At 41.7% G+C, this 26,876-nt stretch carries 29 protein-coding genes; 28 read left to right on the top strand and 1 reads right to left on the bottom strand.

All coding sequences use genetic code 11. From position 1 onward, the window contains the following. Positions 1 to 157 precede the first annotated feature (157 nt). The 19 genes from trpE to K7887_RS12435 all read left to right on the top strand — a co-directional run bounded on the left by trpE (position 158) and on the right by K7887_RS12435 (position 18,050). Positions 158 to 1,672: an anthranilate synthase component I gene (gene trpE, locus K7887_RS12525; RefSeq protein WP_223489589.1), complete on the top strand. Its 1,515-nt coding sequence runs from the start codon at positions 158 to 160 to the stop codon at positions 1,670 to 1,672. Then, positions 1,665 to 2,690, top strand: a complete 1,026-nt coding sequence (trpD, locus tag K7887_RS12520) for an anthranilate phosphoribosyltransferase (RefSeq protein ID WP_223489587.1) — start codon at positions 1,665 to 1,667, stop codon at positions 2,688 to 2,690. Before trpE ends, trpD begins: the two co-directional genes overlap by 8 nt. Next, complete coding sequence (trpC, locus tag K7887_RS12515) at positions 2,680 to 3,444, top strand: indole-3-glycerol phosphate synthase TrpC (RefSeq protein ID WP_223489585.1); 765 nt, start codon at positions 2,680 to 2,682, stop codon at positions 3,442 to 3,444. Before trpD ends, trpC begins: the two co-directional genes overlap by 11 nt. Next, positions 3,437 to 4,102: a phosphoribosylanthranilate isomerase gene (locus tag K7887_RS12510; protein WP_223489584.1), complete on the top strand. Its 666-nt coding sequence runs from the start codon at positions 3,437 to 3,439 to the stop codon at positions 4,100 to 4,102. Before trpC ends, K7887_RS12510 begins: the two co-directional genes overlap by 8 nt. Beyond that, on the top strand, positions 4,077 to 5,276 hold the full coding sequence (gene trpB / locus K7887_RS12505; RefSeq protein ID WP_223489583.1) for a tryptophan synthase subunit beta: 1,200 nt from the start codon (positions 4,077 to 4,079) through the stop codon (positions 5,274 to 5,276). Before K7887_RS12510 ends, trpB begins: the two co-directional genes overlap by 26 nt. After that, a complete protein-coding gene (trpA, locus tag K7887_RS12500) occupies positions 5,273 to 6,079 on the top strand; it encodes a tryptophan synthase subunit alpha (RefSeq protein WP_223489582.1) in 807 nt (268 codons plus the stop codon). Before trpB ends, trpA begins: the two co-directional genes overlap by 4 nt. A 9-nt stretch (positions 6,080 to 6,088) precedes the next feature. Further along, positions 6,089 to 7,183 carry a histidinol-phosphate transaminase gene (gene hisC, locus K7887_RS12495; protein WP_223489581.1) on the top strand — a complete coding sequence of 365 codons (1,095 nt, stop codon included), beginning with the start codon at positions 6,089 to 6,091 and terminating at the stop codon, positions 7,181 to 7,183. Positions 7,184 to 7,240: 57 nt separating this feature from the next. Next, positions 7,241 to 8,353 (top strand): prephenate dehydrogenase, encoded by a 1,113-nt coding sequence (locus tag K7887_RS12490; protein ID WP_223489580.1) that lies wholly within the window; start codon positions 7,241 to 7,243, stop codon positions 8,351 to 8,353. Between the two features lie 16 nt (positions 8,354 to 8,369). After that, positions 8,370 to 9,662 carry a 3-phosphoshikimate 1-carboxyvinyltransferase gene (aroA, locus tag K7887_RS12485; RefSeq protein ID WP_223489579.1) on the top strand — a complete coding sequence of 431 codons (1,293 nt, stop codon included), beginning with the start codon at positions 8,370 to 8,372 and terminating at the stop codon, positions 9,660 to 9,662. A gap of 435 nt (positions 9,663 to 10,097) precedes the next feature. Continuing rightward, positions 10,098 to 11,009: a hypothetical protein gene (locus K7887_RS12480; RefSeq protein WP_223489578.1), complete on the top strand. Its 912-nt coding sequence runs from the start codon at positions 10,098 to 10,100 to the stop codon at positions 11,007 to 11,009. 47 nt (positions 11,010 to 11,056) lie between these two features. Continuing rightward, on the top strand, positions 11,057 to 12,316 hold the full coding sequence (locus tag K7887_RS12475) for a tetratricopeptide repeat protein (RefSeq protein WP_223489577.1): 1,260 nt from the start codon (positions 11,057 to 11,059) through the stop codon (positions 12,314 to 12,316). 32 nt (positions 12,317 to 12,348) lie between these two features. After that, positions 12,349 to 12,885: a ReoY family proteolytic degradation factor gene (locus tag K7887_RS12470; RefSeq protein WP_223489575.1), complete on the top strand. Its 537-nt coding sequence runs from the start codon at positions 12,349 to 12,351 to the stop codon at positions 12,883 to 12,885. Between the two features lie 150 nt (positions 12,886 to 13,035). Then, on the top strand, positions 13,036 to 13,494 hold the full coding sequence (locus tag K7887_RS12465) for a YpiF family protein (RefSeq protein ID WP_223489573.1): 459 nt from the start codon (positions 13,036 to 13,038) through the stop codon (positions 13,492 to 13,494). A gap of 246 nt (positions 13,495 to 13,740) precedes the next feature. Further along, positions 13,741 to 14,250, top strand: coding sequence for a Rieske (2Fe-2S) protein (locus tag K7887_RS12460; RefSeq protein WP_223489571.1), 510 nt, complete (start codon positions 13,741 to 13,743; stop codon positions 14,248 to 14,250). A gap of 3 nt (positions 14,251 to 14,253) precedes the next feature. After that, a complete protein-coding gene (gene qcrB / locus K7887_RS12455) occupies positions 14,254 to 14,928 on the top strand; it encodes a menaquinol-cytochrome c reductase cytochrome b subunit (RefSeq protein ID WP_010193681.1) in 675 nt (224 codons plus the stop codon). Between the two features lie 36 nt (positions 14,929 to 14,964). Continuing rightward, positions 14,965 to 15,759 carry a menaquinol-cytochrome c reductase cytochrome b/c subunit gene (locus K7887_RS12450; protein ID WP_223489570.1) on the top strand — a complete coding sequence of 265 codons (795 nt, stop codon included), beginning with the start codon at positions 14,965 to 14,967 and terminating at the stop codon, positions 15,757 to 15,759. 72 nt (positions 15,760 to 15,831) lie between these two features. Beyond that, the gene (locus tag K7887_RS12445; RefSeq protein WP_223493641.1) at positions 15,832 to 16,428 is read left to right on the top strand and encodes a lipoprotein heptaprenylglyceryl N-acetyltransferase LhaT; all 597 of its coding nucleotides are present in this window, start codon (positions 15,832 to 15,834) and stop codon (positions 16,426 to 16,428) included. A gap of 59 nt (positions 16,429 to 16,487) precedes the next feature. After that, positions 16,488 to 17,285 carry a sporulation protein YpjB gene (locus tag K7887_RS12440; RefSeq protein ID WP_223489569.1) on the top strand — a complete coding sequence of 266 codons (798 nt, stop codon included), beginning with the start codon at positions 16,488 to 16,490 and terminating at the stop codon, positions 17,283 to 17,285. Positions 17,286 to 17,369: 84 nt separating this feature from the next. Then, positions 17,370 to 18,050: a zinc metallopeptidase gene (locus K7887_RS12435; RefSeq protein ID WP_223489568.1), complete on the top strand. Its 681-nt coding sequence runs from the start codon at positions 17,370 to 17,372 to the stop codon at positions 18,048 to 18,050. Between the two features lie 245 nt (positions 18,051 to 18,295). On the opposite strand, the gene K7887_RS12430 is transcribed toward K7887_RS12435, so the two are convergent. After that, positions 18,296 to 19,171, bottom strand: coding sequence for a YitT family protein (locus K7887_RS12430; protein WP_148988378.1), 876 nt, complete (start codon positions 19,169 to 19,171; stop codon positions 18,296 to 18,298). A gap of 157 nt (positions 19,172 to 19,328) precedes the next feature. On the opposite strand from K7887_RS12430, the gene K7887_RS12425 reads away from it, so the two are divergent. The 9 genes from K7887_RS12425 (at position 19,329) to panC (ending at position 26,875) form a co-directional block, all read left to right on the top strand. Next, positions 19,329 to 19,667 carry a nucleotide pyrophosphohydrolase gene (locus K7887_RS12425; RefSeq protein WP_223489567.1) on the top strand — a complete coding sequence of 113 codons (339 nt, stop codon included), beginning with the start codon at positions 19,329 to 19,331 and terminating at the stop codon, positions 19,665 to 19,667. After that, positions 19,667 to 20,470, top strand: a complete 804-nt coding sequence (dapB, locus tag K7887_RS12420) for a 4-hydroxy-tetrahydrodipicolinate reductase (protein WP_223489566.1) — start codon at positions 19,667 to 19,669, stop codon at positions 20,468 to 20,470. The genes K7887_RS12425 and dapB overlap by 1 nt, the downstream gene beginning before the upstream one ends. A 13-nt stretch (positions 20,471 to 20,483) precedes the next feature. After that, a complete protein-coding gene (mgsA, locus tag K7887_RS12415) occupies positions 20,484 to 20,903 on the top strand; it encodes a methylglyoxal synthase (protein WP_223489565.1) in 420 nt (139 codons plus the stop codon). Next, a complete protein-coding gene (bshB1, locus tag K7887_RS12410; RefSeq protein ID WP_223489563.1) occupies positions 20,896 to 21,606 on the top strand; it encodes a bacillithiol biosynthesis deacetylase BshB1 in 711 nt (236 codons plus the stop codon). The genes mgsA and bshB1 overlap by 8 nt, the downstream gene beginning before the upstream one ends. Continuing rightward, positions 21,607 to 22,740 (top strand): N-acetyl-alpha-D-glucosaminyl L-malate synthase BshA, encoded by a 1,134-nt coding sequence (gene bshA, locus K7887_RS12405; RefSeq protein ID WP_223489562.1) that lies wholly within the window; start codon positions 21,607 to 21,609, stop codon positions 22,738 to 22,740. A 16-nt stretch (positions 22,741 to 22,756) separates the two neighbouring features. Then, positions 22,757 to 23,974 carry a CCA tRNA nucleotidyltransferase gene (locus tag K7887_RS12400; RefSeq protein WP_223489561.1) on the top strand — a complete coding sequence of 406 codons (1,218 nt, stop codon included), beginning with the start codon at positions 22,757 to 22,759 and terminating at the stop codon, positions 23,972 to 23,974. 2 nt (positions 23,975 to 23,976) lie between these two features. Continuing rightward, the gene (locus tag K7887_RS12395) at positions 23,977 to 24,930 is read left to right on the top strand and encodes a biotin--[acetyl-CoA-carboxylase] ligase (RefSeq protein ID WP_223493640.1); all 954 of its coding nucleotides are present in this window, start codon (positions 23,977 to 23,979) and stop codon (positions 24,928 to 24,930) included. A 248-nt stretch (positions 24,931 to 25,178) separates the two neighbouring features. Beyond that, positions 25,179 to 26,009: a 3-methyl-2-oxobutanoate hydroxymethyltransferase gene (gene panB, locus K7887_RS12390; protein WP_223489560.1), complete on the top strand. Its 831-nt coding sequence runs from the start codon at positions 25,179 to 25,181 to the stop codon at positions 26,007 to 26,009. Positions 26,010 to 26,014: 5 nt separating this feature from the next. Then, entirely contained in the window at positions 26,015 to 26,875 is an 861-nt protein-coding gene (panC, locus tag K7887_RS12385; RefSeq protein WP_223489559.1) for a pantoate--beta-alanine ligase, read from the top strand. Position 26,876 lies beyond the last annotated feature (1 nt).

Genomic DNA, 26,876 nt, shown 5'->3' with positions numbered 1-26,876 from the left:
GAGAATAGCTGAGAATGAGTCGAGATTAGCTGAGGTTAGAATGTATCTATAAATCTACCCAAAGACTATCCTCTGTCTTTGGGTTTTTGTTTTTCCTCATTCTGTAACGCCTCGTTACAATACTCATTCTCCATTTCTTGAAAATGGAGGAGATCACATGCAACAGTTTGCAGAATTTCTGCATGCAAGCAAACATTACAAAACCATTCCCATTATGGAAAGTTTTTTTGAAGACACCTTAACACCCGTATCCATCTTTCAGTCTTTAAGAAATGAAGCGGTTTATCTATTGGAAAGTAAAGAACCTAAATCAGATTGGGCGAGATATTCCTTTATTGGATTAAATCCATTTTTAAAGATAACCGCTGAGGATACCACGATTTCTTTGCGAGAAGAAAAGACCAATCACATTCTCTTTCAATCTAATGAATTGAATGAGGTCATCCAACAAGCTAACAAACTACTGCAAGTAAAACTCCTGGAAAAGAAGATAGGTTTTACCGGGGGAGCGGTTGGATACCTAAGTTATGATTTTATTCCAACGATCGAAAAAGTAGCAATGCACCCTTCCTACGGCGGGGAACATACAGCAAATTTATTGTATTGCGAGGATATTGTCGTATGTGACCACAAGGAAAATGAATTGCATTTTATCCATTATATCCGATTAGATGGTGAGGAAGATGAAAAAGAGCTAAAGGATAGATTTAGTCAGGCAAAACAATCAATACTTGATAAAGTTTCTTTAATTAAAAAGCGCCAAGAGAATGAAGGGCTTGTGGAAGTGGACCCAGAAAAAGCAGAGCTGGCTGTTCAATCCAATTACACAAAAGAAAGATTCATTGAACATGTAGAAAAGATCAAGAAATATATCCAGACAGGTGACATCTTTCAATGCGTCCTTTCCCAGCGTTTTGAGTTAGAAGCAGACATGGAAGGTTTTGATGTTTACCGAGTGCTAAGAAGACAAAACCCCTCGCCTTACCTGTTCTATCTCAAATATGACGAAATGGAACTGATAGGGAGCTCTCCTGAGAGGCTCATACAAATTCAAGATAAGAAGTTAGAGATTCATCCGATAGCCGGTACCAGGAAAAGAGGAAAAAGTGAAGAGGAAGATCAAAGGTTGGCGGAGGATCTAATGCAAGATGAAAAAGAACAGGCAGAACATTATATGCTTGTCGATCTTGCGAGAAACGATTTAGGAAGGGTCGCAAAATATGGTTCCGTCCATACGCCGGTCATGAAAGAGCTTGTTTATTTTTCAAGGGTGATGCACCTTATTTCCATTGTGAAGGCAGAGCTTTCGCCAAGTTACACACCTGTAGAAGCACTGCTGGCAGCTTTTCCCGCTGGAACTGTTTCAGGGGCACCAAAGGTAAGGGCGATGCAGATTTTGCAAGAGCTCGAGCCGACAGTAAGAAACACATACGCAGGGGCTATTTGTTATATCGGTTTTGACGGAAATATTGATTCTTGCATTACCATCAGGACCATTCAAAAACGCGAGAACAGCTTTTATGTTCAGGCGGGTGCAGGCGTGGTAGCAGATTCTGTTCCGGAACTGGAATATAAAGAAACGATCAATAAAGCCTCGGCATTAATTGAAACAATCCAACTAGCGAATAAATATTTTGCAAAAAAGACGGGAGGGTCATGCAGCTATGTTTAAAGCCTATTTAACGAAATTAATAGATGGAGCGAACCTATCAACAGAAGAAGCGGAAAGTGCGATGGATCTAATGATGAAAGGGGAAGTCACCTCCATTCAGATTGCAAGTTTTATCTCTATTCTAAGGTTCCGGGGAGAGACCTCCGAGGAAATGTTGGGTTTCACAAAAGCAATGCGAGGTCATATGAAGCCGATATCTTATGAGCATCCTCATTTAATCGACACATGCGGTACAGGTGGGGATGGAGCTTCTACCTTCAATATTTCTACTGCTTCTGCAATTGTGGCGGCAAGTGGCGGTGCAAAAGTAGCCAAACATGGAAATCGGGCAGTTTCTTCATCTAGCGGAAGTGCAGATGTGTTGGAGCAGCTGCAACTTCCCGTTCAGCAAACACTTGAAGAAGCGACAGAAAACCTTAAAGTCAATGGAATGAGCTTTCTTTTTGCCCCTATTTACCACGAGGCAATGAAGCATGCGGTCGCTCCTAGAAAGGAAATCGGATTCCGGACTATCTTCAATCTGCTTGGTCCGCTTGCCAATCCTGTTCGTTGTAAAAAGCAGGTAATTGGGGTATTTTCAGCAGATTATGCTTATAAAATGGCGGAAGTGTTGAATGAGCTCGGTTCCGAACATGTGTTGATTGTAGCAGGGGAAGACGGGTTGGATGAAATTACGATCACTGCTAGCACGCATGTGGTGGAAGTGAAAAACGGGAAAATATCATCTTATACGATAACGCCAGAGGACTTTGGGCTTGAACGAGGTAGACTTGAGGACATTCAGGTATCTAACAGTCTACAGAGTTCCCATTTAATCAAACAAATTTTTCAAAACAAAAGCAATGAAAGTGCACGAAATATCGTTTGTTTAAATGCTGGAGCGGCTCTTTATGTATCCGGAATTACCGACACCATCCATAATGGTGTAGAACTTGCCCTTCAATTGATTGAGGAGAATAAGCCGTACGAATTACTACAACAACTAAAGAAGGCAGGGGTGACGGAACATGTTAACTAATATTGTCGAGACAAAAAAGTTGGAAGTGAAAAATCTAACGCTTCCCTCTCAGAAACAGGTCCAGCGTTACTCCTTTTATGATGCACTTGCCAATCCCAAGCGTCATCTAGGCGTAATAGCAGAAATGAAAAAGGCCTCCCCGTCAAAGGGAATCCTAAAAGAAAGCTTTGCCCCTATAGATATTGGAGCGGAATATGAAAAAGTTGGGGTGGATGCGATATCGGTGCTTACAGATCAGGCCTACTTCAAAGGATCAAAGCATGATTTGATGATGGTAAAGGAAACAACAAGCCTGCCTGTACTGAGAAAAGATTTTATTATAGATCCGATTCAGGTGGAGGAAAGTGCCCGTATTGGTGCAGATGCGATATTGTTGATTGCCGAAATTCTTCCCGATAAAAAACTGGCTGCCTTATACAAACAAGCAACAGATTTAGGCCTGGATGTACTGGTAGAAGTGCACAGCTTGGATAGGTTAACTCAACTTTTGCAAACAATCACTCCAAAGATCATTGGAGTCAATAATAGAAATCTTGCAACCTTTGAAACAGATATTCAAACGACCAAGGAACTGGCAGCTCATATTCCTAGCTCTTCCTTGCTTGTGAGTGAAAGTGGCATACTGACTGCAGATGACCTGCGCCAAGTAAAAGGTTTTGGAGCGAGCGCTGTACTTGTAGGAGAAGCGTTCATGAAAGATCAAACGCCAGGGACCGGAGTAAGAAGATTATTTGGAGAGCTTGAACGTGTTTAAAACAAAGATTAAATTCTGCGGCAACAAAAGTTTGGAAGATTATAAGATATCCGTTCATACGGACGCAGATTATCTAGGCTTTGTTTTCGCAGAGAGTAAGCGCCAGGTAAAACCCGAACAGGTGGCAGAATGGGTAGCGACCCTTCCTCCACGGAACAAAGAGCTCGTAGGAATCTTTGTCAATCAAACTATAGAAGAAATCCTTCATGCTGTCGGCACTGTTCCGTTTGATATCGTTCAATGCCATGGAGATGAGGACCTGATTTTTATAAAAGAGTTGAAGTCACAATGTAAGGTGGATATCTGGAAGGTGATTCATCATGTAGATGAAACCAGTGTAGAAAAATTAATACCTTTCATTGGAACGATAGATGGTTTTGTGGTAGATAAAAAGGTCGGCAATCAGTACGGAGGGACGGGAACAAGCTTCAACTGGGCGCATATCCCTCTCTATGACAAGCTCTCAAAACAATATAATATTCCGTATATGATTGCAGGCGGGATAAATGTAGCGACATTGCAAGAGCTGTTACCCTTTTCTCCACAAGGAATCGATCTATCGAGTGGGGTAGAAGAAAATTTTTCCAAAAGTAAAGAAAAAATGAATCTGATAGAAAGAATGGTGAGGGAACATGACAAACGTACAAACACCAGATAGCTTCGGTAGATTTGGGGAGTTCGGGGGCAAGTATGTGCCTGAAACATTGATGCTGCCGTTGGAAGAATTAGAACAAGGCTTACAAGAGGCCTTAAAAGATCCAACCTTTCTAGAAGACTATCATTATTATTTAAAGGAATACTCCGGGAGACCCACAGCTTTGACATACGCTGAAAAACTTTCAAGCCGTATTGGTGGAGCGAAAATCTACTTAAAGAGAGAAGACTTGAATCATACTGGCGCACATAAGATTAATAACGCCATCGGCCAGGCTTTGCTTGCAAAGCGTTTGGGAAAAAAGAAGATTATCGCCGAAACTGGAGCAGGACAGCATGGAGTGGCTGCAGCAACGGTTGCTGCCAAGTTTGGACTTGAGTGTAAGGTGTTCATGGGTGAGGAAGATATTGAGCGTCAGGCATTAAACGTTTTTCGTATGAAATTATTAGGAGCAGAAGTAATACCTGCGACAAGCGGCAATAAAACGCTAAAGGATGCTACAAATGAGGCGATTCGCTACTGGGTACAGCATTGTGAAGACCACTTCTATATGATTGGTTCTGTGGTAGGCCCACATCCTTATCCATATATGGTACGGGAGTTTCAACGAGTGATCGGGGAAGAATCCAAGAGGCAGTTCCAGGAAAGAGAAGGTGGCTTGCCTGATAAAATCGTAGCCTGTGTGGGTGGCGGCTCCAATGCAATTGGAATGTTTGCGCCATTTGTGGATGATGAAGTGGAACTTATCGGTGTGGAAGCTGCCGGTAAAGGCATCGATACCCCCCACCATGCTGCAACGTTAACGAAAGGGACGAAGGGAGTCATTCATGGATCGCTCACTTACCTAATTCAAGATGAACATGGTCAAATCATTGAGCCATATTCCATTTCAGCTGGACTTGATTATCCTGGTATTGGACCAGAGCATGCCTATTTAAAAGACAGCAACAGAGTGGAATATCAAAGTGTGTCAGATGAGGAAGCGTTGGAAGCCCTTCATATCCTTGCAAAAGAAGAGGGCATCATCCCGGCAATTGAGTCGGCTCATGCTCTCGCAACTGCCTATAAAGAAGCGGCAAAAATGCCAAGTGATAAAACGATACTCGTTTGTTTATCAGGACGCGGGGATAAAGACGTGCATACATTAATGAATAGAATGGAGGGGACAGTAGAATGACTACGTATCTAGAGAGATTGCCAAAACATGACAAGCTGTTTATTCCATTTATCATGTCTGGAGACCCAACACCGGAATTGACAATAAAACTGGCCCTTCTATTAGAGGAAGCTGGAGCATCCGTACTAGAGCTTGGGGTCCCTTACTCCGATCCGTTGGCAGACGGCCCTGTTATACAGCGTGCTTCCAAGCGGGCTTTAGCTCATAAAACAACCATAAAAAGCACCATGGAGCTTGCTGGAGAAATGAGAAGAAGAGGACTGAAAATTCCGATCATCCTCTTTACGTATTTCAATCCTGTGTTACAATTAGGGGAAGAATCCTTTTTCGCTTTAGCGAAGCAAAATCAGGTAGACGGGCTCCTCATTCCGGATCTTCCGTTTGAAGAGAGCGGGCGCATACGAGAGAAATGCAGCGAACATGCTATAACCTATATATCACTTGTTGCCCCAACTTCCAAAGAACGGATGAATACGATCACAGAACATGCCCAAGGATTTTTATATTGTATCTCATCCCTTGGAGTGACAGGGGTGCGTAAGGAATTTTCCGAGGAGTTGTATGCTTTTCTTGAAGAAGTGAAAAAGAAAAGCAACGTACCGACTGCAGTGGGATTCGGAATCTCAGAGAGTGAACACATACAAACCTTAAAACCATATTGTGATGGATTTGTGGTGGGAAGTGCACTCATTAACATGATCGAACAAAAAGAAAAGCAATTTAAAGTTGATGAAGAAAAAACATTGCATGAATTAAAGCAACAAATAGAGGAGCTTATTTCTCCACTTTTAGCAGAAAGGTGAATGTTGAAGATGGATATTAAAGAACAACTGCTTAACTTGACCCCGTATCAACCAGGGAAAACAATGGAAGAAGTGAAGAGGGAATTAGGACTTGAGAAAATAGTGAAACTCGCTTCTAATGAGAATCCTTATGGTTGCTCTCCGTCTGTTCAACAGGCATTGATCGCGGAGCTAAGCAAGTCCGCTACGTACCCTGATGGCTACGCAAGAGACTTGCGAGAAGTACTTGCAGTCCAAACAGGTGTAGGAGAAAAAGAGCTTATTTTCGGAAATGGTTCTGATGAGGTCATTCAAATTGTCTGCCGGGCACTATTAAAACCTGGTAAGAATACTGTCATGCCAACTCCTTCTTTCCCGCAATATAAGCATAACGCCATTATTGAAGGGGCAGAAGTTCGAGAAGTTCCATTAAAAGATGGGTATCACCAGCTCGACGAAATGCTTAACTCCATTGATGAGAACACAGCAATCGTTTGGTTATGCAGTCCGAATAATCCTACAGGAACTTATATCAAGGAAGAGCTGCTTCTTTCTTTTCTAGAGAAAGTCCCTGCCAGTACGTTAGTTGTTGTGGATGAAGCCTACAAGGAATATGTCACTTCACAGGACTACCCGGAAACGGTGAAACTCCTAAACGAATATCCGAACCTTATGATTACCCGTACTTTTTCTAAAGCTTACGGCCTTGCAAGTTTCCGCATCGGATATGGAATTGCCAATGAAAAGCTTATCCGTCTTATCGAACCGGCAAGGGAACCTTTTAATACAAACTCCCTGGCCCAAGTTGCCGCAAAGGCGGCAGTAGGAGACCAATCTTTTATAAAAGAGTGTGTAACAAAGAATAAAGAAGGTTTAGAGCAATATTACGCATTCTGCGAGGAAATGAAGCTTGCCTATTATCCTTCTGAGGGGAACTTCATCTTGATAGACTTTCAGACGGACTCCGATGTATTGTTTCAATACTTGATGAAAAAAGGGTATATTGTGCGATCTGGAAAAGCATTAGGTTACCCGACTTGTTTACGTATTACAGTCGGAACAAAAGAGCAAAACGCAGAAATCATCTCTTACTTGAAGGAATATAAAATGAAGCAAGCCATCTAATAGAGAGGAGATATCCTCTCTATTTACATATATAAAGACATCAGGCGGTGAAGTGAATTGAACGGGAAAGTGTTGGTGATCGGACTTGGGCTGATTGGCGGGTCCATAGCCCTTGCGATAAAAAAAGAACACCCTAACGCGAGTATAATAGGATACGATATAAATACCCAGCAGGCGAAATTAGCAAAGTCATTAAAAGTCATCGATGAGTTCTGTGAAAATTATGATGCTGAAGCAAGAGATGCAGATTTTATTGTCATTTCTGTACCGGTCATGCAGGCAAATGAAGTATTAAAACATTTAAGTGGGATAACATTCACGAAACCACAAGTTGTCATTACCGATGTAGGAAGCACGAAAAATAGCATTACCACTTTAGCGGCTACCCTTTTCCCTCAGGAAAATGTTACATTCATAGGGGGGCATCCCATGGCAGGTTCCCATAAGAGTGGTGTAATTGCTGCCAAAAGCCATCTTTTCGAAAATGCTTTTTATGTGCTTACTCCATTTAAAGAAGATGCGAATCCAAAAGAAGTGGCCTTAACCAAAATGTGGCTTGCCGGAACGAAGGCGAATTTTATCACCATGTCTGCTTCAGAACATGATCTGGTTGCCGGAGTCATCAGCCATTTTCCTCATGTGGTCGCAGCTGGCCTTGTTCATCAGGCAGAGGACATGCAATCTACCAACCCGTTTGTCTCAAGACTTGCAGCTGGTGGATTTAGGGATATCACAAGGATTGCCTCAAGCAACCCGACGATGTGGAAAGACATCCTGATACATAATAAAACAACCATCCTAACACTTTTAGATCAGTGGATGGAGCAAATGGAAGTGGTGAGAGACCATTTGTCACAGGATAACGAAGCCTTCTTGCTTGAGTATTTCAGCAAGGCCAAGGAGTTCCGTGACGGCCTTCCGGTAAAGTCCAAAGGTGCGATTCCGTCATTTTACGATTTATATGTGGATGTTCCTGATTATCCCGGGATCATATCAGAAATCACCGGTATTCTTGCAAAAGAAAAAATAAGCATTACCAATATTCGTATCATGGAAACAAGAGAAGAAATCTATGGCGTGTTGAGACTTAGCTTCCAGTCAGAGGACGATCGCCAATCTGCAGAAGATTGCTTACGTAAACACACCATGTATGAAACTTATATTGTCTAGTTAGGAGAGAGTGTAAATGAAAAAACTTACAGGTACCGCTAGTGGGTTAAAAGGAACCATCCAAATCCCCGGAGATAAATCCATTTCCCACCGTTCCGTTATGTTCGGCTCTATGGCGGAAGGCAAAACGACAGTGGAAAACTTTTTACCGGGTGATGATTGCCTAAGTACAATCAGTTGTTTCTCCAAGCTTGGAGTGAAGATAGAACAGGATGGCTCCAATGTGACGGTATATGGAAACGGATTGAAGGGACTTCGAGAGTCATCAGAAGTATTGGATGTCGGGAATTCGGGAACAACAGCAAGACTGATGATGGGGATTCTCTCTGGCTTACCTATACACTCTGTCCTGATTGGGGACGAGTCTATCGCCAAAAGGCCGATGAAACGGGTGACTGCTCCATTGCGCGACATGGGTGCAAGGATACAAGGAAATCAGGATGGCAACTTTACGCCGATCTCTATTCAGGGAGGTGGCTTAAGCGGCCTTGATTACGTGTCACCTGTGGCAAGCGCACAAGTGAAATCCGCCATTCTTTTGGCAGGATTGCAGGCTGAAGGGGTAACCACTGTGAGTGAACCTTTTAAATCTCGTGATCATACAGAAAGGATGCTGCGTGCGTTTGGCGTGGAAGTAAAAGAAGAGGAAGAATGCAAGGTAAGCGTGGTAGGTGGGCAGAAACTGGTGTCTGATCTGCATGTTGTTGTTCCTGGAGATATCTCTTCCGCAGCGTTTTTCCTTGTGGCAGGTGCGATTGTGCCTGGCAGCAGGATTACATTGCGCCGGGTCGGGCTCAATCCTACTCGTACTGGAGTTTTAGATGTTCTGAAAAATATGGGGGCAAGTCTTTCCTATTCAAATGTTGTAGAGGAAGGACCGGAACCTTATGCCGATATTACTGTGGAATCTTCTGAACTTAAAGGTGTGGAAATTGGTGGCGATATCATCCCACGCCTGATTGATGAAGTGCCAATCATCGCTTTGATGGCGACACAGGCTGAAGGAACTACAGTCATCAAGGATGCGGAAGAGCTGAAGGTGAAGGAAACAAACCGAATTGATACGGTTGTGAACGAGCTGAAGAAGCTTGGCGCTGACATTGAAGCAACAGAGGACGGGATGATCATTAAGGGCAAGACAAAGTTGCATGGCGGCACCCTAGACAGTTACGGAGATCACCGTATCGGCATGATGGGAGCCATCGCAAGCTTAATTGCGGAGGGAGAAACAGTTCTTCAAAATGATGGGGCAATCAATGTCTCCTACCCGAGCTTCTTTGAGCATATGGAGAGTTTGAGAAGAGGGTAAGTTTTTAGATGAGGGGGTCCATGGAGATGGGCCTCTTTTAGTTTGTTGTACTTTTTAGCTTTGAACATCGAGGGTCGTTGGTCGGTTAAGAGGGGGTATATTACTAGTTTTGCATGGGTTAGTGGAACCATTTTGCTAGTGAAATTTCATTTTCGCCCGTAAATTTAGATTATCGCCCGATTAGTCTTAAAAATCGCCCGTAAAATGAAATTATCGCCCGATTACGCTGAAAATCGCCCGTAAATTCGAAATATCGCCCGATTCTGAGGTAGGATACCACTAGGGGGTATGTAACTTTTTATTAGTAATCCGAACTTCCGACCTCCAACTAGCAACCCTAACTTTTTCCGTCCCCCAAATCATCACACTCCAAAACAGCATATTTAACCCTCCAGTCGCATAGCTTGTCTTAAGAACATTTAAGAGGGGGATGCTATGGAATATATTATAGAAGCCGCAAATGTGGTCAAAAACAAATCAACACTCCTCCATACCAATCTGCTAGTGAAAGACAGCAAAATTCATTACATGAAAGAAGGCCCTTTTACCAATTCAAAATCCATGAGAATGGATATTTCCCCCTATGTACTCACACCCGGACATGTTATGCTTGTCGATAACCTTGAACAAATGCCGTTTCCGCAGTTCAAACAGTTCATCACCGAGAACTATTTGAAAAAAGGTTGTACAACCCTTCTTTCTCTCATTACCGTTCAGCGTGAAAAAGAATTATTGCAAACATTAAAGAGAGCGAGAACTTTCTTATTAAATAGTCCGATTGATTATTATTTTGCGGTAAGACTTCCCTTCCATAAACTCACACCTTCTTTTGTACGACAATGCAGGCGCTATAAGATTTCTGCTATATTTTTGCAGATGGATGATACAACAGAACTCTCTTCCGTCCCATGGGGGTGGATAAAAGATGCCTTGTATCAATTTCCGATCACATTTCTGCCGTGTTGGCAAAACATTTCTCCATCCAAAAAAACCAGGAAGAAAAAAGAGTGGAAATTAATCATGCAAGAAGAGAAATTAACACATTCCACCGAGTGCCCAGAACAGGGGAAACCTCTTGATTTGGATCTATTAATGAAAATTGGTATCTACCCGACTAAAGGAGATTTGCGGGTCGGTGGAGAATTAGACTATAATCTCTATTTGTCACCAGAAGGCCATATTATTGAAACTATTGAAAATCTGGATTATGATAGTCATATTCCAGAAGTTACAGTTCAAAAAGGAACGGTTATCAAAGCGGGAGATGAGGTTTTATTTCGTCCAGGCTTTGGAAAAGAATGTACAGTAACCATTCCAGGGCATTTCTTACTCTCTGAAAAGATTTGAAGAAGAACGTGTGACTGCGGATTTTAAAAATGAAGGGAAGTAGTATTTTGTCTTACACAGTAATTGATAAAGCTCTAGAACTAATAGATAACGGGGAAATAGAACAGGGTCTTACTATCCTAAAAGAAAACGAATCAAAATTTGGAGAAGAGGATTTATTTCAAACTGCCCAGATCTATCAGCAACTCGGCATGCTTGAAGACGCCAAACAACTTTACCAAAACCTCCTATACCAGTTTCCGAATGAGTCGGACCTCATTATTTCATTGGCTGAAGTCCACATTGACCTTGATGAAGAAGATGAAGCGATGGGTTTATTAGAAAACATAGGGGACGATGATGAGGTCTACATTCAGTCTCTGCTTCTTCTTGCAGACCTTTATCAGGCACAGGGACTATTTGAGGTCAGCGAGCAAAAATTGCTTGCTGCCAAAAAGCTTGCTCCTAAGGAACCAATCATCAGCCTTGCTTTAGGGGAAGTGTATCTGTCTCAAGGTGACTATAAGAAAGCCATTCCATATTATGAATCAGTTCTTCCACATGCGGATGAAATTGAGTTCTCCTTGCAAGAAAGACTCGCTGAATGCTACAGTGCTACAGGTCAATTTGAGGAAGCGATGCCTTATTTCGACCAGGCCTTGCAGAAAGAGTTGAAAATTGACGTATTATTTCAATACGGATTTACCGCTTTTCAGGCAGGATATTTCAAGACCAGTATCGAAAAACTTAATCAGGTAAAAGAAATGGATTATGAATACTCCTCTCTTTACTTATATCTTGCAAAAGCATACGAACACGAAGGATTATTAGAAGACAGCTTGCGTGTTGCAAAAGAAGGATTAGCGGTTAATGAATATAACAAAGAATTGCAAGTTTACGGAGCGAAAGTGGCAATGAAGCAGCAAAATGTGGAAGAAGCAGAAAAGTTACTGAGGGAAGCCATTGCCATCGATCCCGGATATGTGGAAGCAGCCTTAACTTTAACGAAAATCTTCTTGCAGGAAGAGCGCTATGAAGATGTTATAGACTGCCTAAATGAACTCATTAACTTTGGAGAGACAGACCCGCAATATGATTGGGACCTAGCTGTTGCCTATCAACAAACCGAAAAATATTCTGATGCATTAAATCATTACCGTCAAGCATATACTTCTTTTAAAGATGACAGCAGCTTCCTTTACGATTATGCACACTTCTTATTGGAGGAAGGGAAACGAGAAGAAGCAAAGCCGCTTTTTGAAAAACTAATACAACTTGACCCAACCAACATAGAATTGCAAGATCTGTATTTAAATTTACAAGAGTAGGGAATATTCTACGCAGAGGAGGGACGATAGTTGTGGCTACCCCTGTATCTGTCAACGAGAAGAAGGACTTTATAAGGTGGTTCTTAGGAAACTATCAGTTAAAAAGACGTGAATGTGTATGGATTTTAAACTATTTGATGAGTCATGACCAATTGATGAAGAAAGTTCACTTTGTCGAGCAAGCTCAGTTCTGTCCACGGGGAATTATCATGTCAACCCATTGTGTAGAGGAAGTGCCATTCAGGTTTTATAAGGAAAATGTGATGACGACGGACGCCGAAAAGTCCTTCCATGACATTAGGCTTAATCGTGATGAGGATATTTATATACAGTTAAATTTCCGATCTGTCTATCATTCACCACAATACGCAGCGGTGCTGGAAGATAATCCGTTTATGCCGAAGCAGCCCCAAATCAATGAAAAGGATCGGATTTTAGCAGAGCGGATGCTAGAAGAATCCATTTACACCTTTCAAAAAGAAAAGCTACTGAAATTGATCGATGATGCTCTGGACCGCCAGGATGAAGAGGCGTTTCGTAAACTGACAGGTCAGTTGAAAAGATTATAAGAATTTGTACCCCCTCAACTCGAATGTTGCGGGGGTTTTTGTTGATTTAGAAATCTTATGTAATGCCCAAAACATTTGACCTCACCCACCACAAAACTTATATTTAAAGAACGACAATAAATCCACAAAAGAAAGAGTTGAAACGAAACCATGAAATGGACAAGCAAAGATATATCCCAGTACGTTCAAGCAAAAGAATACATAGATACCGTCATCATTCCCCTGATGCCGATTAGTTTCGGTGAGAATATCAAGACGATCGCATCTCACGGAGAATACATAAACATATTAAGTTACGAATTGGAAAGGCAGTTTAAAGGAAGGGTTATCCTGTTGCCGCCATTCAGCTATGTGGAAACAGATCAAGCGGAGAAGAAAGTAGAGCAGCTTAACAATCTCTCTCTACATATAAAAGAAAACAATATTAAACATGTATTTCTCATGACATCTGACAGTTCTTGGAGTCAAAATGAGCAGCAATTAGAAGGTAAGCTTGTATGGCTTCCCGCGATTCCATTAGAGGATATGGAAGATAAGTACAAACAGAAAATCATTCAAGATCAGATGAATCAATTATTACCGATGTTTATTCAAAAATGGCAGGATTAAAAGTATAGAAAATGGTGCAAAATATCCCAAAAGGCAAACTGCTAGCAAAATGATATTAAAAAAGCAATAAAAAAACAAAAATATTTTAAAAGGATTGAAAATAAGTCACAACCTTGCCATTTTTTCAAGGCAGGAGATTATTGACCTTGGGACAAGATTGATATATCATGAGAATGTCCTAGTTTTCTATGTGTTATAATCTACTGTCCGTATGGACTTAGTTCTTTCTATAGAGGGGGGAAAACAATGAGTGAGAAAAACCATCGCGTGTCTAGACGTCAATTTTTAAACTATACCCTTACTGGTGTAGGCGGTTTCATGGCAGCAGGTATGCTGATGCCAATGGTCCGTTTTGCAATTGATCCGGTACTTAAAGCTGGAAATGACCAAGAATTAGTTGCTGTATGTGAAGAAAGTGAACTAACTGCGGAGCCGCAAAACTTCCCTTTCAAGATTAAGCAGGTTGATGCTTGGTATGAATCTGAAGAGCCTAGAACTGCTTGGATTTACAAGGATGAAAAGGGTGATATTATTGCCTTATCTCCAGTTTGTAAACATCTAGGCTGTACTGTTAACTGGGCATCAGACCCAGGTAACCCGGATAAGTTCTTCTGTCCATGCCATTACGGTTTATACTACAAAAATGGTGACAACGTACCTAATACACCACCACTATCTCCGCTTGATGTATACGTTCATGAAGTGAAAGATGGTATTGTATATTTAGGTAGCGCAAAACCAAAAGGGGAGGCGTAATAATTGTTAAATAAGATTTATGACTGGGTTGACGAACGATTAGATATTACGCCGATGTGGCGCGATATCGCCGACCACGAGGTACCTGAGCACGTAAACCCAGCACATCACTTCTCCGCATTCGTTTATTGCTTTGGTGGATTGACGTTCTTCGTAACAGTTATCCAAGTACTTTCAGGTATGTTCCTGACTATGTATTATGTTCCGGACATTAAAAATGCGTGGGAATCCGTTTACTACTTACAAAATGAAGTTGCGTTCGGTCAAATCGTACGCGGTATGCACCACTGGGGAGCCAGTTTGGTTATCGTAATGATGTTTTTACATACACTACGTGTTTTCTTCCAAGGTGCATATAAAAAACCACGTGAACTTAACTGGGTGGTAGGAGTACTTATCTTCTTCATCATGTTAGGTCTTGGTTTTACAGGTTACCTATTACCTTGGGATATGAAAGCATTATTTGCTACAAAAGTAGGGTTAGAGATCGCCGCTGCAACCCCATTGATAGGGGATATGGTGAAAACGCTACTAGCTGGACATCCTGAAATCGTTGGTGCACAAACACTGACTCGTTTCTTTGCGATTCATGTATTCTTCTTACCTGCAGCTCTATTCGGCTTGATGGGTGCTCACTTTGTCATGATTCGTAAGCAAGGTATTTCAGGACCGCTATAAGATTCATTATTTTGATAACAAAGGAGGGGAACCTATATGCATAGAGGAAAAGGTATGAAGTTTGTTGGTGACTCGCGTGTCCCGGCAGTACGCAAACCTAATATTCCAAAAGATTATTCCGAGTTTCCTGGTAAAACGGAAGCATTCTGGCCAAACTTCTTGCTAAAAGAATGGATGGTTGGTGCGGTTTTCCTAATCGCATTCCTATGCCTGACTGTCGCTCACCAATCACCATTGGAGCGTGTGGCAGATCCGACTGATACTGGATATATCCCGTTGCCAGACTGGTACTTTTTATTCTTATACGAGTTACTTAAATATCAATACGCAGCTGGACCATACACAGTTATTGGTGCAATGATCATGCCAGGTCTTGCGTTTGGTGCATTGTTACTTGCTCCATTCCTAGATCGTGGTCCTGAACGTCGCCCAAGTAAGCGTCCAATTGCTACAGGTCTTATGTTACTCGGTATCGCTTCAATTTTCTTCTTGACTTGGCAGTCTGTTGATTCTCATGACTGGGAAGCGGCAGCTGAGCAAGGTGAAATCACAGATGAAATTGATATTGAAATAGACATGGAAGCAGAAGGCTATGTCATTCTTCAAGAAAACACTTGCCTATCCTGTCACGGTGACAACCTACAAGGTAGTCCTGGTATGGCTCCATCTCTAATCGACAACCCTGACTTCGCTTCTGAAGATTATCAGAAGATTGCAGTTGAAGGTGTTGGCGGAATGCCTGCTGACCTTTTCAAAGGAACAGATGAAGAACTTCAAATCCTAGGTGACTACTTAGTTGAAATGAATGAAAAAGCTGCAGAAGCAGAATAACAAAGAAGCTGGCTAATTTAGCCAGCTTTTTTGTATAATGGAAACATCAATTGAAAAAAGTGAGGAAACATGATGTTAACTTGGTTTATACACTTATTGAAGACACCGGTGATGCTATGGTTGGTGTTGATCATTAATGTTCTTGGCACCATCTATGGGTATGTTTGGTATGGCTATCAATTAGCAGAAACCCCTGCCATTTTTCTTATCTTTGTCCCGGACAGTCCTACGGCAAGTCTATTTCTCTGCTTTGTCTTGGTAGGATTTATTTTAAAAAGGAATTTCAAACTGTTTGAGGCGTTAGCGATCATTACGCTAGTGAAATATGGAATATGGGCTGTGGTAATGAATATATTAACACTCATGGAAACTGGCTATTTGCCGATAGAGGGGTATATGCTGATCGTTTCCCATGGAGCAATGGCTGTGCAAGGAGTTCTGTATAGTCCGTATTATCGCTTCAAACTATGGCACCTTGTTGCGGCAGGGATTTGGACTTTACATAATGATGTTATTGACTATGTCTTTAAAATGATGCCTTGGTACGGCAGCCTAATGAAATATTTGCCTCAGATTGGTTATTTCACATTTTGGTTAAGTATATTTTCCATCGGCATCGCGTATTATTTTTCTTTACGGAATAATAGAATGAAGTTGTCCTTGGATTAATGTTCTAACCTTGTCCACACTCTCATAACATTTAGTAGAGAATATGGGAGGGACAAGCGATGAAAGCAAAAAGACTTATAGTAGCCATTCTATTATTTTTACTTATTTTCCCGACAGGTATAAAAGCACACTCTCATGAATCATTGGAGCCATTTGCTCTGAATTTTATTATGGATGACGCTCTTCAGCTTGTAAAAACGGAAAGATATGTAGAAGCGCACAACCTGCTCGACATTTTTTCAGACGAATTTACAAAGCTGATGGTGACAAACCAGCAGATCCCATCTGATGAGGTAAGAATTATTTCTGTCGTTCATCAACAATCAATGGCCTCCCTAAGTGATACACTCCTTCCACACGAAGAAAAAGTCAGGGCGATCATCAGACTCCGTTTGGCTGTAGATGCCATGACATCCGAACACCAGCCGATGTGGGTGGAGATGGAAGATCCTTTGATTATGACTTTTCAACAATTGAAGGATTCTGTTGATACGAGGGACAGCGATACTTATGAATTATTATATCGTAGACTCTTATTGGAATACGATATGATTCATCCTAGTGTTAGGATGGATGTTAAGCCAGAGTATATACAAAAAGTCGATGCCCATATTGATTATTTAGATAAAAACAGGGAGGCTTTGCTTTCCCATTCAGAGGAATTCGATGATATGCAGGTAATTGAAGCCGATCTTAAATCCCTTTTTAAAGAGCTTAAAGAAGATGAGACAGACCCGTCGTTTTTATGGGTGATGATTTCAACAGGGAGTTTTATTTTATTAACACTTTCTTATGTAGCCTTCCGTAAATACTTGGGGGCTAAAAAACTCGAGATGCGCAAAAAGCTTAAAGATTGACAGGGATAAAATAAAGCAAATAAAATAATCCTAATAGGAAGACTACAATAGCTTTGTGATATAAAGCTAAGGAGGGACTTGCTAATGGGATTGGGAATGTATCTAATCTACTTTGCTTTCTTACTGATTGTCCCATTATGGGCGCAGTCAAGAGTGAAAAGCGCTTATAAAAAATATTCTAAAGTTGCTTCCTCATCCGGGATGCCCGGAGCAGAGGTTGCCAGGAGAATTTTACACGATAACGGAATTCACGACGTCAGGGTGGAAGAGACCAGGGGGCATTTGACTGACCATTATGATCCCCGCTCAAAAACCATCAGACTGTCATCCCATAATTATCACGGGAATTCCATAGCAGGTGCGGCAATTGCTGCTCACGAAGTAGGCCACGCCATTCAGGACAACCAGGATTACGCATTTTTACGGTTTCGTCATTCTTTAGTACCGGTTGCTAGCCTTGGTTCGAATATGTCGTTTTTCTTGATTTTCGCCGGGATAATCTTCGGTGCAAGTAACCTGATTCTTGTGGGGATCATCTTTATGGCAGCTGCAGTGCTGTTTCAACTTGTTACGCTTCCTGTTGAGTTTGACGCTTCAAATAGAGCGATGGATCAAGTGGTGTCGCTTGGTATCATTAATAACAATGAAGAGCGGGAGACAAAGAAGGTACTGAATGCGGCGGCATTGACCTATGTGGCAGCGGCTGCTGTCGCGGTAGCCGAGCTGGTTAGGTTTATTTTGATATATTTGGGTAGTAGGGAATAGTTAGTTGTTTAGGAGCAGCCATTTTAGTGGCTGCTCTTTTTTATTTTTGCAATGAAGACACTTTTGAGCCAGAAATTATAGTGGAACTGTCTTCATGATGTGGATGAAGACAATTTTGACAGGAAAAACGTTGTGAAACGGTCTTTATAAGGGTGATGAAGACAATCTGAACAGAAAAAAGGCTGTGGAACTGTCTTCATAGTGCATGCAAGACAATTTCACAGCTAACCTTACAAAAGCAATACCTAGCGCTCCATCGGATTCTTATTCTCATCCAACGTAAATCCTTCGCCAAGCACATCATGTACATCACTGACCGCCACAAACGCATGCGGATCAACAGAGGTGATGACATTTTTCAACTTTACCAGCTCATTTTTCGCAACAACGCAATACAACACATTGCGTTCGACCTTTGAAAAGGAGCCTTGTCCACGTAATATAGTCACTCCGCGATCCATTTCCGCATGAACCTTAGATGCGATTTCTTCATTCTTTTCGGAAATGATGGTTGCCCCTTTGGCAGCATAAGCTCCTTCTTGCATAAAATCAATTACACGAGCGGCAACAAACACAGCAACAAGCGTGTACATCGCTTCCTGGTAGGTTAAGTACATGATTAATGAGAGGACAATAACGACAGCATCAAACATGAACATCGCTTTTCCCATACTCCATCCAATGTACTTATGCGCAAGACGTGCGATAATATCGACTCCGCCCGTGGTTCCTCCGTATCGGAAAATAATTCCCAAACCTATCCCGATGAATACTCCTGCAAACAACGCTGCTAAAGTCAAATCATCTTCAAGAGGGGGGAACATCAAAGGAACCCTTTGGAATATCCATAAAAACAAGGACAAGCTGAATGTCCCGATCAATGTGTAAAAGAACGTGTTTCTTCCAAGCAGCTTCCAACCGATGAAAAAGATAGGGATATTCAGTAACAGGTTGGTATAGGAAGGATCGAACCGGAACAGAAAATATAAAAGCAAGGTAATACCAGTAAAGCCGCCTTCTGCTAGATTGTTTTGCATGTTGAAGTTGACAAGACCAAATGCAAAAATGGCAGAACCGATCAGTATGTAGATAATATTTTTTATTTTCAAGCCTTTTAACATGATGAACCTCCAAGACCTAGATAGTTTACAACCTCTCTATTATAATAGACAGGAGGAAGATAAGTAAATGAGATAACTGATGAAGTAAAGAATCAAGCTCAATCATTTGTCAAATGATAAGGTTTTAGCTAACATGATAGGGTGAGGTGACATATGCATGAGTGAAAAGACGATGCAAGAGATGCAAAAGGAAGTTGACAATTATATTTCCCAGTTTAAAGAAGGTTATTTCAGTCCGTTAGCGATGCTTGCGAGGATGACAGAGGAACTTGGTGAGTTGTCGCGGGAAGTTAATCACTATTATGGGGAAAAGCCGAAAAAAAGCACAGAGAAAGAAAATACGGTGGAAGAAGAGTTAGGTGATATGCTGTTTGTCATGATCTGCTTCGCCAATTCTCTTAATATAGATTTACAGGAAGCACACGACCGTGTGATGGAAAAGTTTCAAACGAGAGATAAAGATAGATGGACAAGGATTGAGGGGGAAGGGAAATAATGAAAAACATCAAGATCATTCTTGCGGGCCCACGTGGACGGATGGGACGAGAAGCAGTGGATTTAATACATAATACCGAACATTTTCAGTTGGTTGCTTGCCTTGATAGAGTGAATGAAGGCAGACTGCTTTCTGATGTGGAAGGGTTTCCTAAAATTGATGCGCCAATTTACAATGACCCAAGAACTTGTTTTCAAGATGTGGAAGCAGATGTACTCATCGACCTTACCACTCCTGAAATCGGAAAGATCAATACGAAGCTTGCGATGGAATATGGGATTCGCCCTGTAGTAGGCACGACCGGCTTTAATGAAGAGGAGCTTAAAGAACTTAAAGACCTTGCAGCATCCAAAAAAGTCGGTGTCATTATTGCTCCGAACTTTGCTGTGGGGGCTATTCTCATGATGAAGTTTGCCCAAATGGCAGCGAAGCATTTTCAAGACGTGGAAATCATGGAATTGCATCATGACAGAAAATTGGATGCTCCGTCTGGCACAGCCATAAAGACGGCAGAACTTATTTCCAAAACTCGTGAGCCTAAACGCCAGGGTCATCCTGAGGAAGAGGAAACAATCCAAGGAGCAAGAGGCGCAGAAACGAAAGACGGAATTCGCATTCATAGTGTCAGACTGCCTGGTCTTGTTGCGCACCAAGAAGTGATGTTTGGAGGAGAAGGACAATCCTTGACGATTCGCCATGATTCCTACAATCGAGCAAGCTTCATGTCTGGTGTTAAATTGTCTGTGGAAACGATCATGAATTTGGAAGAGCTAGTGTACGGCTTGGAAAATATTATCGAGTAACGGGGGAACTGTCATGAAGATAGCTTTAATTGCACACGATAAGAAAAAACCGGATATGATACAATTTGCTACCGCTTATAAAACCATTTTGGAAAAGCATGAGATTTTCGCGACCGGTACAACCGGCCTTAGAATTGCGGAGGCTACAGGTTTGACTGTTTATCGATTTAAGTCCGGACCACTTGGCGGCGATCAAGAAATTGGTGCCATGATTGCTCAAAATAAAATGGATTTGGTGATTTTCTTCCGTGATCCATTGACTGCACAACCACATGAACCGGATGTGACGGCATTGCTTCGATTATGTGATGTGTATTCCATTCCACTGGCAACCAATATGGGAACTGCGGAAATTTTAATTCATGGCCTTGCAAGAGGAGAACTTAGCTGGAGAGAGATTGTTCACGGTAAAGAGGCACAGAGCCATGACTGAACCACTGGACATCCTGGCTTTTGGGGCACACCCGGATGATGTCGAAATCGGTATGGCGGGAACACTTGCCAAGCTTAAAGAAAAAGGCTATAGAACCGGCATTTGTAACTTGACTCATGCAGAGAAATCTTCTAATGGAACCGTAGAAATCCGTCAGAAAGAAGCAGCCACAGCCGCAAGTATTTTGGAACTTGATGAACTTATTCAGCTTTCACTGCCCGATAGAGGCTTATTTATGAAAGAAGAATACATAACCGAGATTATTTCTGTCATTCGAACATATAGGCCAAGACTTGTCTTTGCCCCTTACCATGAGGACCGCCATCCTGATCATGGGAATTGCGCCAAGCTAGTGGAAGAGGCCGTGTTTTCTTCTGGCGTCAGAATGGTGGAAGACGATAAGAACCAAAAGGCACATAAACCAGAAAACCTATATTTTTATCAAATAAATGGGATGAATAAACCCGAATTTTACATAGATATATCTGATCAAATAAATAAAAAAGAATCGGCGCTTCAAGCTTATACAAGTCAATTTGAAAAAGATAAAGACGGAGTCGACACGCCTCTTACCAATGGGTATGTGGACGCAGTCATCAGCCGCGAACGGGCATATGGAAAGCAAATCGGTTCCAAGTATGCAGAAGGCTTTTTTGCCAAAGGACCACTTGTCCTAAACTATGATTTACTAGGTGGGATTTAATTGAAATTGAAAATAGGCATTACCTGCTATCCAACGGTTGGGGGATCTGGGGTAATTGCAACAGAATTAGGGAAACTCTTAGCAGAAAAAGGGCATGAAATTCACTTCATCTCCTCAAGTATGCCTTTTCGACTAAATAAAGTGTATAGCAATATTTATTATCATGAAGTACAGGTGAATCAGTACTCTGTGTTTCAATACCCGCCTTATGACTTGGCTTTAGCAAGCAAGATGGCAGAAGTGGCAAAAAGGGAAAAGTTAGACTTGCTGCATGTCCACTATGCCATTCCACATGCCGTTTGTGCTTATTTGGCAAAAAAAATGACGGATGACAAATTAAAAATAGTAACCACACTGCATGGAACGGACATCACGGTTTTAGGCTACGATCCATCGTTAAATGATATGATCCGTTTTGGAATAGAAGGGTCGGATGTGGTAACAGCAGTTTCTGAGTCGCTTGTTCAACAGACATATGACCTTCTGCAACCACAAAAAGCCATTCAAACTGTTTATAATTTTATTGATGAACGGGTTTATTCTAAAAAGGATACGCAGGACCTGAAAACGCAATATGGCATATCAGATGTTGAAAAAGTCGTCATCCATGTGTCCAATTTCCGAAAAGTAAAGCGGGTTCAAGATGTAGTGAAGTCATTCCATTTGATTGAAAAACAAGTACCATCCAAGTTGCTGCTTGTTGGAGATGGACCCGAAATTTCAGTAGTCTGTAATTTAGTAAAAGAACTTGGATTAAAAGATAAGGTGCTATTCCTAGGAAAGCAGGAAAACCTTGAGGATTTGTACTCTATCAGTGACCTTATGTTACTTTTATCAGAAAAAGAGAGTTTCGGACTGGTGTTATTAGAAGCAATGGCGTGCGGTGTTCCTTCTGTAGGCACCAAGATTGGTGGAATTCCAGAAGTGATAGACGATGGAGTAACCGGATTCTTAAGTGATGTTGGAGATGTGGAAGATATAGCGAAAAATGCAGTAAGAATATTGGATAATGCAACACTTCATAAAGAGTTTGCTGAAAATGCCATTTCTCGTGTGAAAGAACATTTCAGTTCACGGAGAATAGTGCAACAGTATGAAGATATGTATAAACAATTGATTAAGCACGAGGGATGAAAACGGGGGAGTAACCATGAACAAAGCCTTCCGACAAGGAATCGAAATCATTGAGCGTTTAGAAGAGAACGGACATGAAGCTTACTTTGTAGGGGGCTCTGTTCGGGATACCCTGATGGACAGAGTGATAGGGGATATTGATATTGCCACTTCCGCCACTCCAGAAGAAATACAAGCCATATTTCCAAAAACGGTAGATGTCGGTGCGGAACATGGAACAATCATTGTTGTTTCTTCAGAAGAGGAAAGCTATGAAGTGACAACGTTCCGTACAGATGGAAACTATACAGATAATCGGCATCCAGATGAAGTGATCTTTGTGAAGAGCTTAGAGGAAGACTTGAAACGAAGAGATTTCACGATGAATGCAATTGCGATGAATAAAGTCGGTAAAATTCTTGATCCATTTGACGGAGAGAAGGATATAAACAGGAAAGTCATTCGGACTGTAGGCAGGGCTACGGACCGCTTCAAGGAGGATGCCTTGAGAATGCTTCGTGCTGTCCGGTTTGCCAGTCAATTGTCCTTTTCTTTAGAAGCAGACACTTTTTTGGGAATTCAAAAAGACAAAGCGCTGCTTGCGAACGTTTCTATTGAAAGAAAAACGATAGAAATGGAAAAGCTTTTACTTGGACAAGGGATTAAGTTTGGATTAGAACTTTTGGTCACCGCAGGCCTTCATTCTTTCCTCCCGCAGCTTGAAGGGAAAGAAAAGCAATTGTTGGAGCTAGGGGACATGCCGCTCCAAAGCATTAAAAACCGGTCAGCAATTTGGACGATATTGGCATACACTTTGAAGATTGACAAGCATGTAGTGGAAGGTTTTTTAACGAGTTGGAAACTGCCAAAGAAGATCAATAAGTCAGTAATAGAGAACTTACTGCTTATGGAAAAGATCCAACAAGATGGATGGCAAAGGGAATCTGTATACAGAGCGGGACTTGAGCGGTCACTAGAAGCTCACCAAGTGATGTGTGTGCTAGGTTTGGACGAAGAAACCTCTAAAAAGAAGATATATGAATTATATGAGAATTTGCCGATATACAGTTTGAAAGATATTGTGTTCGACGGTCATGACCTAATGGAACTGGCAGGAGGAAAACGAGGAAAGTGGATTTCCGAGATACTCTCAGACATGGAGATGGCTTTGATTCATGAGAAAACAGAAAATGAAAGAGCGGCTTTGAAGGAGTGGGTGTACAATTGGCTACAGAAATACGATCCAAACTATTAAAAATGTTCACTGAAATTGAAGGTGACTTCCTTTCCGGCCAAAAGATAAGCGAAGAGTTAGGGTGCTCACGAACAGCCGTTTGGAAACATATCGAAGACTTGAGGCAGGAAGGGTATGAGCTTGAGGCAGTAAGAAGAAAAGGATACCGCATAAAAACAATTCCCGATAAAATATCCCACAATGAGATCTCTTTAGGGTTAAAAACGGAAACACTGGGGCGGAAAATCCATTTTGAAGATTACGTCACTTCGACCCAAAAAATTGCCCATCAATTAGCCTATGACGGTGTACCTGAGGGGACATTGGTGGTGGCGGAGGAACAAACTTCCGGCAGAGGGAGATTAAGCAGGGCCTGGTATTCACCAAAATATACCGGTGTTTGGATGAGTTTGATTTTACGTCCTAACTTACCACCTGCCAAAGCACCCCAATTGACGTTATTGACAGCAGTTGCGATTACTCAGGCGATTGAAGAGGTGACCGGCTTGCGTCCTGATATTAAATGGCCTAATGATATATTGATCAATAAAAAGAAGACAGTCGGTATCCTGACTGAAATGCAGGCAGAAGCAGATAAAATCAATTCTGTCATTATCGGCATGGGGATAAATGTGAATCAATCTTTGGAACAATTCCCTGAAGATCTTCATTCCATTGCAACCTCCTTGTCCATAGAACTCGGGGAAAAAGTCAATCGTGCAGAGCTTATACAAACCATTCTCCTGAAATTTGAAAATTTGTATCAAAAATATCTCCAACATGGGTTTTATCCGATAAAACTACTATGGGAGTCCTATGCTATCAGTATTGGAAAGAGAATTATTGCCCGTACGATAACAGGTACCCTTGAAGGAAGAGCAAAGGGGATAACAGAAGACGGTGTGTTAATGCTAGAAGATGACCAAGAAGTAGTCCACTATATACACTCAGCGGATATACAAATTGGAAGCGATTAAATGATGGCATTCTTTCATCACTTACACTATAATAGTGGTGTTGGGCAGTATCTATAAAAGAACTGCACCTGACAACTTTTTAGTTATTTTAACAACCAACCAAATATCTGCCTTGATCCAAAGGACTGGGACAGAGGGATTGAACTGAATGATTTTTTTGAGCTGTACACAACATCCTTCTTTCGCATGCGCAAAAGAGGGATTTTTTTCGGTTCTTTTCCTCCCCTTATTAAAAAGGAGGAAGGAAAATGAAAACTACATCGGACTTTTTGAAAATGAAAAAAAACAAGGAAAAAATCGCCATGTTAACGGCATACGACTACCCATCTGCCAAGCTCGCAGAAGAAGCGGGAGTGGACATGATACTTGTGGGAGATTCTCTTGGCATGGTCGTCCTTGGTTATGAATCGACGGTACCTGTTACGGTGGATGACATGATTCATCATACCAAGGCAGTAAAACGCGGGGCACCATCTACGTTTGTCGTAACAGATATGCCTTTCATGTCCTATCATCTTTCCATGGAAAACACCCTTTTGAATGCCAAAAGGATTGTTCAGGATTCAGGGGCACATGCGTTGAAAGTGGAAGGCGGCGGGGAAGTGTTCCATGTTATTTCCTCTTTGACAAGCGCTGGAATACCAGTGGTGGCACATTTAGGTCTGACGCCGCAATCAGTGGGTGTCCTTGGAGGCTATAAAGTGCAAGGGAAAGATGTGGAAAGTGCCAAGAAAATGATTCAAGATGCAAGGACAGCTGAAGAGGCTGGGGCAATGGCTCTGGTTTTAGAATGCGTGCCAAAGCAACTTGCCAAGGATATAGCTGCTCAACTTACCATCCCTGTAATCGGGATAGGTGCAGGTGTTGATGTGGACGGTCAGGTGCTCGTTTACCATGATGTCGTGAAATACGGAGTAGACCGGGTTCCGAAATTTGTGCAATCCTATGTGGATTCCCAGGTGTTGATGAAAGATGGTCTGCAACAGTATGTTCATGAGGTGAAAGAAAATATTTTTCCTAAGCCGGAACATAGTTTTACGATGAAAGAGGAAACGCTGCATCGATTATATGGGGGATAAGAAACGTGAAAATTATTAAACACATATCTGACATGCAACATGTCATTAAAATAGAAAAACAGCAAGGGAAAAAAGTCGGTTTCGTTCCTACCATGGGTTTTCTTCATGAAGGGCATCAAACTTTACTAAAAGAAGCTCGTGAAAACAATGACATCGTCGTGTTAAGCATTTTTGTAAACCCTTTGCAATTCGGACCTAATGAAGATTTAGAGGCTTATCCACGTGACTTTGAACGGGATGAAGAGATTGCAAAATTACGTGGAGTGGACTATCTTTTTTACCCTTCAGTAGAAGAAATGTACAAAGAGAACCGTACAACGATCATTAAAGTGGAACAACGAGTGGATGTTCTTTGTGGAAAACATCGTCCGGGCCACTTTGACGGAGTAGCGACCGTTGTCATGAAACTGTTTCAGATTGTCACACCAGACACAGCTTACTTCGGCATGAAGGATGCACAGCAAGTTGCCGTGATTGACGGTTTGATAAAAGACTACCATCTGCCAATTGAATTGGTCAGAGTGGGGACAGTCCGGGAAGAAGACGGTCTTGCGAAAAGCTCCCGCAATGTGTATTTGAGTGAAGGGGAGAGAAGCAAAGCCCCATCCCTGTACCAAGCACTTACACTCGGCAAAGTGAAATTGGAAGAAGGAATGGATGTCCATTCCGTTAAAAAAGAAATAGAGGAGTATATTTTCCTTCATACAGGATACAAAGCGGAATATGTGGAGATCTACGCGTACCCGACCCTTCAAGAACGGAAGAAGGTAAAGGAAGAGGAGACCATCATCATTGCTATTGCAGTGAAATTTTCAAAGGCAAGGCTAATAGACAACATTGTTTTTTCATACTCTAAGGGGGAATAGT

Source organism: Sutcliffiella horikoshii (genome assembly GCF_019931755.1).
Taxonomy (GTDB): domain Bacteria; phylum Bacillota; class Bacilli; order Bacillales; family Bacillaceae_I; genus Sutcliffiella_A; species Sutcliffiella_A horikoshii_E.
The sequence above is the reverse complement of the archived record's forward strand: the minus strand, read 5'-3'. Positions and strand labels throughout refer to the sequence as shown.